We start from the raw sequence: 3,971 nt of genomic DNA, 5'->3' as shown, positions 1-3,971 counted from the left end.
GCCCCTTGAAAAGTACGAGGAGTGGTATATCCGAACCAGATGCAGGGGCAAGGGCTCTTCCGGAAAAGTTGTCGGAAAAGGTTTCCTTGTGGGTCCGGGCGGGTCCGGACCGGCCCGGACCCGCGCTCGTCCGTTATTCGGCGGCCGCCTACTTGGCTCCGGCTTTCTCGATCTGGGCGATGACCGGGTCGAGCGCGCCGGCCACGTCGTAGTCCTCCACGCGGCCCTCGTCGCACAGGCGCGCGAAGGCGGGATCGATGGGCAGCGTGGCGTAGGCGGGGATGTTATAGCGCTTCGCCACGGCCGCGCCCTGCGGCTCGCCGAAGATGTGGTGCTCCTTGCCGCATTCGTCGCACTTGAAGTACGCCATGTTCTCCACGAGGGCCAAAAGCTCCACGTTCATGTCGTGCGCCAGGTTCACGGCCTTGCCCACGATCATGGCCACCAGCTCCTGCGGGGCCGACACGGTGACGATGCCGTCCACCGGCAAGGACTGGAACACGGTGAGCAGCACGTCGGAGGTTCCCGGAGGCATGTCCACGAACAGGTAGTCTATCTCGCCCCAGTTCGTCTCGCTGTAGAACTGGCGGATGGCGTTGGACACCACGGGGCCGCGCCAAGCCACGGGCACGTCGTCTTTGGGGAGCATGAGGTTGGTGGACATCACCTTGATGCCGCTTTGCGTGTAGCCGGGCAGGATGCCGTCGGCGTCGGCCGTGAGCGGGTTGGTGATGCCGAAGGTTTTGGGGATGGACGGGCCGGTGACGTCGGCGTCCAAGATGCCCACCTTGAAGCCGCGCTTGTTCATCTGGCTGGCCAGCAGGCTGGTTACGAGCGACTTGCCCACGCCGCCCTTGCCGGACACCACGCCGATGACGTGGCGCACGTCGCTGCGCTTGTTGGTTTGGAGGGTGGAGGGACCCTGCTCGGTGCGCTCGCCGCAGCCGGACACGCCGCAGCTGCCGCATTCATGCGTGCATTCTTCTGCCATGATTTCCTTCTTTCCGGGTTTTTCGGCGCCCGCTGCGGGCGGGCGCGCCACTCGTCTACGGCGCATGATAGCATATGCGGCGGACAAGGGACGCAACGAAAGCGGGTCCGGCGCGGGCGGGCTTGCGAAGGAGGAGCGGGCATGCTGTTTGCGGACATCGGCATCTTGGACGAGAACCTGGACTTTCGGGAGCATAGGTGGGTGGGCGTGCGCGACGGGCGCATCGCCTATGTGGGCGACGTCGCGCCCTCGCCGCAGGAGGCCGCGTCGTTCGGCGAGGCGTACGATGGGCGCGGGCGGCTGCTCATGCCCGCCTTCTACAACGCGCACGCGCACGCGCCCATGACGCTTCTGCGCGGCTACGCGGAGAACCTGCCTTTGCAGACGTGGCTCAACGACCGGGTGTTTCCCTTCGAGGCCAAGATCACGCCCGAGGACTGCTACTGGGGCACGCTGCTCGCCTGCGCCGAGATGGCGCGCTACGGCTGCGTGGGCTTCTCGGACATGTACTACCACATGGAGGAGGGCGCGCGGGCGGCCATCGACGCGGGCGTCAAGATGAACCTGTCCGACTCGCTTCTGGCGTTCAACGGCGAAGGGCTGGACGACCTGCCCGTGCGCGGCACGCTCGACCGGCTGACGCGCGACCTTCAAGGCGCGGCCGACGGGCGCATCGTGGTGGACTGCAACATCCACGCCGAGTACACGTCGAACCCTCGCGCGGTGGCCGACCTGGCCGCCTACGCGAAGGAGCGCGGCCTGCGCGTGCAGGTGCATGTGTCCGAGACGCGCCTGGAGCACGAGGAGTGCAAAGAGCGCCATGGCGGCCTCACACCCGTGCGCTACTTCGAGAGCCTGGGCCTGTTCGACTGCCCGACGACGGCGGCGCACTGCGTGTGGGTGGACGACGAGGACATGGAGGTGCTGGCCCGCCGCGGCGTGTTCGTGGCGGCCAACCCCGCGTCCAACATGAAGCTGGGCAGCGGTTTTGCCCCCATCGCGCGCATGCTGGAGCGCGGCGTGCGCGTGTGCCTGGGCACCGACGGCATGGCCTCGAACAACAACCACGACATGATGCAGGACCTCTACCTGCTGGCCCTTGCGGCGAAGGGGGCCGCGCACGATCCGGCCGCGGTCACGCCGAAGCAGGCGCTTGCGGCCGCCACGCGCATAGGCGCGCTCTCGCAGGGCCGTGAGGATTGCGGGCGCGTGGCCGTGGGCGCGCGGGCCGATGTGTGCGTTTTGGACGTGACGGGGCCGTCGTGGACGCCGATGACCGACCCGCTGGTGAACGTGGTGTACGCCGGTCATGGCGCGGACGTGCGCCTGACCATGTGCGACGGGCGCGTGGTGTACCGCGACGGGGAATGGCCGCTTGTGGACGTGGAGCGTGCGAAAGCCGAGGTGACCGCCCGCACCCGCCGCATCATCGGCGAGCTGTAGCGCAAAGGCGGATCGAGGCCGAGGGGATCGCGCGGCGCGAGGGGCCGAACCGTCTTTCTCCGTGCGCGCGGCGCGCCGGGGGCGCCGCGCTAATCGGGGGGTGAGCGCTCGCGCGCGTTTTTGCGCTCGTCCATGCGCAAACCTGCACTCAAAGTGCAGCTGGCGAAGCGCCGCGCGAACGTCTATCCTTGGTTGAAGACAACATCCACGTCCGCGCGAAGGCGGGCGCGGCCGAAAGAGGAAGGGGGAGGACCGCATGCTGAGGTTCTCTGACGCGCGCATAGACGGGCTTGTCGCCGAGGACGTGCCCTACGTCGATCTGACGTGCGCGGTGCTGGGCATCGGCGAGGAGCCGGGCGAGATGGAGTACTTCACGCGCGAGGACTGCGTGCTGGCCGGCGCGGAGGCGGCCCGTCGCGTGATGGGCCGGCTGGGGTGCGAGGTGGTTTCGTGCGCGTCCGACGGCAGCCGCGTGAGGGCTGGCGAGACGTTCATGACGGTGCGGGGCCGCGCGCTCGACCTGCATGCGGCGTGGAAGGTGTGCCTGAACCTGTTCGACCACCTGTCGGCGGTGGCCACCAAGACGCGCGCGATGGTGGACGCGGCGCATGCGGAGAACCCGCGCTGCGAGGTGCTCACCACGCGCAAGAGCATGCCGGGTGCGAAGGACCTGCTCACAAGCGCGGTTATGGCAGGCGGGGCGTTTCCGCACCGGCTGGGGCTGTCGGAGACGGTGCTTGTGTTCGACCATCATCTGACGTTTGCCGGCGGTTTCGAGGCGTTCGTGGAGCAGCTGCCCGCCATCAAAGCGCGTTGCGTGGAGAAGAAGCTGTTCGTGGAGGCCGACGCCGAGCGGGCGCGCGTGCTGGCGCGCGCGGGCGTGGACGGCATCCAGTTCGACAAGGTGCCGCCGGAGGAGCTGGCGCCGCTTGTGCGCGAGCTGCGGGAGATCGACCCGCGCCTTGCGCTCATAGCGGCGGGCGGCGTCAACCCGCAGAACGCGGGCGCGTACGCGGCTTGCGGCGTGGACGGGCTGGCGACGACGGCGCCGTTTTCGGCCAAGCCGCTGGACATGAGCGTGAGGATGCGCGCGCTGTGAGGCGCGCGCGGAAGCGCGGCGACGGGGGAGGAAGGGAAGAGGACATGGTGCGAAAGACGATCAAGGTGACGGGCATGCACTGCCCGAAGTGCGACGCGCGCGTGGAGAAGGCCGTGGGCGCGGTTGCCGGCGTGGAGTCCGTGCGCGCCGACCACGAGGCCGACGAGGTGGAGGTGGTCTACGACGGCGCGCCCAAGACGCTTGCGGCCGTGAAGGCCGTCATTGCCGCGCAGGACTTCGCGGTGGAGGGCTAGCCGGCGCGGCGGGCGACCTGCTGCGCGAAGGGGGGCGCTGGCCCGAAGGCTCTCAACGGCAAAGGGCCGTCGCATCGGAAACGTTGCGTACCCGTGTGCCGCCGCGCATGGTATGATGACCCCGGTGCTTCGCCGCATCCGGGCAGCCCTGAGAGGGGGTGCCGCCCATGGACACGCAGACCGT

At 68.8% G+C, this 3,971-nt stretch carries 4 protein-coding genes; 3 read left to right on the top strand and 1 reads right to left on the bottom strand.

Annotated elements, in window-relative coordinates; all coding sequences use genetic code 11:
* Positions 1–148: 148 nt before the first annotated feature.
* A complete protein-coding gene (locus tag ACWKY3_RS13710; protein WP_449316953.1) occupies positions 149–991 on the bottom strand; it encodes a P-loop NTPase in 843 nt (280 codons plus the stop codon).
* 141 nt (positions 992–1,132) lie between these two features.
* Here ACWKY3_RS13710 and ACWKY3_RS13705 point away from each other — a divergent pair, with 141 nt between their 5' ends.
* The 3 genes from ACWKY3_RS13705 to ACWKY3_RS13695 all read left to right on the top strand — a co-directional run bounded on the left by ACWKY3_RS13705 (position 1,133) and on the right by ACWKY3_RS13695 (position 3,787).
* Positions 1,133–2,434, top strand: coding sequence for an amidohydrolase family protein (locus tag ACWKY3_RS13705; RefSeq protein ID WP_449316952.1), 1,302 nt, complete (start codon positions 1,133–1,135; stop codon positions 2,432–2,434).
* A gap of 256 nt (positions 2,435–2,690) precedes the next feature.
* The gene (gene modD, locus ACWKY3_RS13700) at positions 2,691–3,533 is read left to right on the top strand and encodes a ModD protein (protein WP_449316951.1); all 843 of its coding nucleotides are present in this window, start codon (positions 2,691–2,693) and stop codon (positions 3,531–3,533) included.
* Between the two features lie 44 nt (positions 3,534–3,577).
* Positions 3,578–3,787 carry a heavy-metal-associated domain-containing protein gene (locus tag ACWKY3_RS13695; protein ID WP_449316950.1) on the top strand — a complete coding sequence of 70 codons (210 nt, stop codon included), beginning with the start codon at positions 3,578–3,580 and terminating at the stop codon, positions 3,785–3,787.
* The last annotated feature ends 184 nt before the right edge of the window (positions 3,788–3,971 follow it).

The sequence above is a fragment of the Rubneribacter sp. genome, assembly GCF_965361815.1.
The sequence above is the reverse complement of the archived record's forward strand: the minus strand, read 5'-3'. Positions and strand labels throughout refer to the sequence as shown.

Coding starts and splice junctions, on each gene's coding strand:
- ACWKY3_RS13695 (WP_449316950.1), top strand. CDS start 3,578: ATGGTGCGAAAGACGATCAAGGTGACGGGCATGCACTGCCCGAAGTGC.
- ACWKY3_RS13705 (WP_449316952.1), top strand. CDS start 1,133: ATGCTGTTTGCGGACATCGGCATCTTGGACGAGAACCTGGACTTTCGG.
- modD (WP_449316951.1), top strand. CDS start 2,691: ATGCTGAGGTTCTCTGACGCGCGCATAGACGGGCTTGTCGCCGAGGAC.
- ACWKY3_RS13710 (WP_449316953.1), bottom strand. CDS start 991: ATGGCAGAAGAATGCACGCATGAATGCGGCAGCTGCGGCGTGTCCGGC.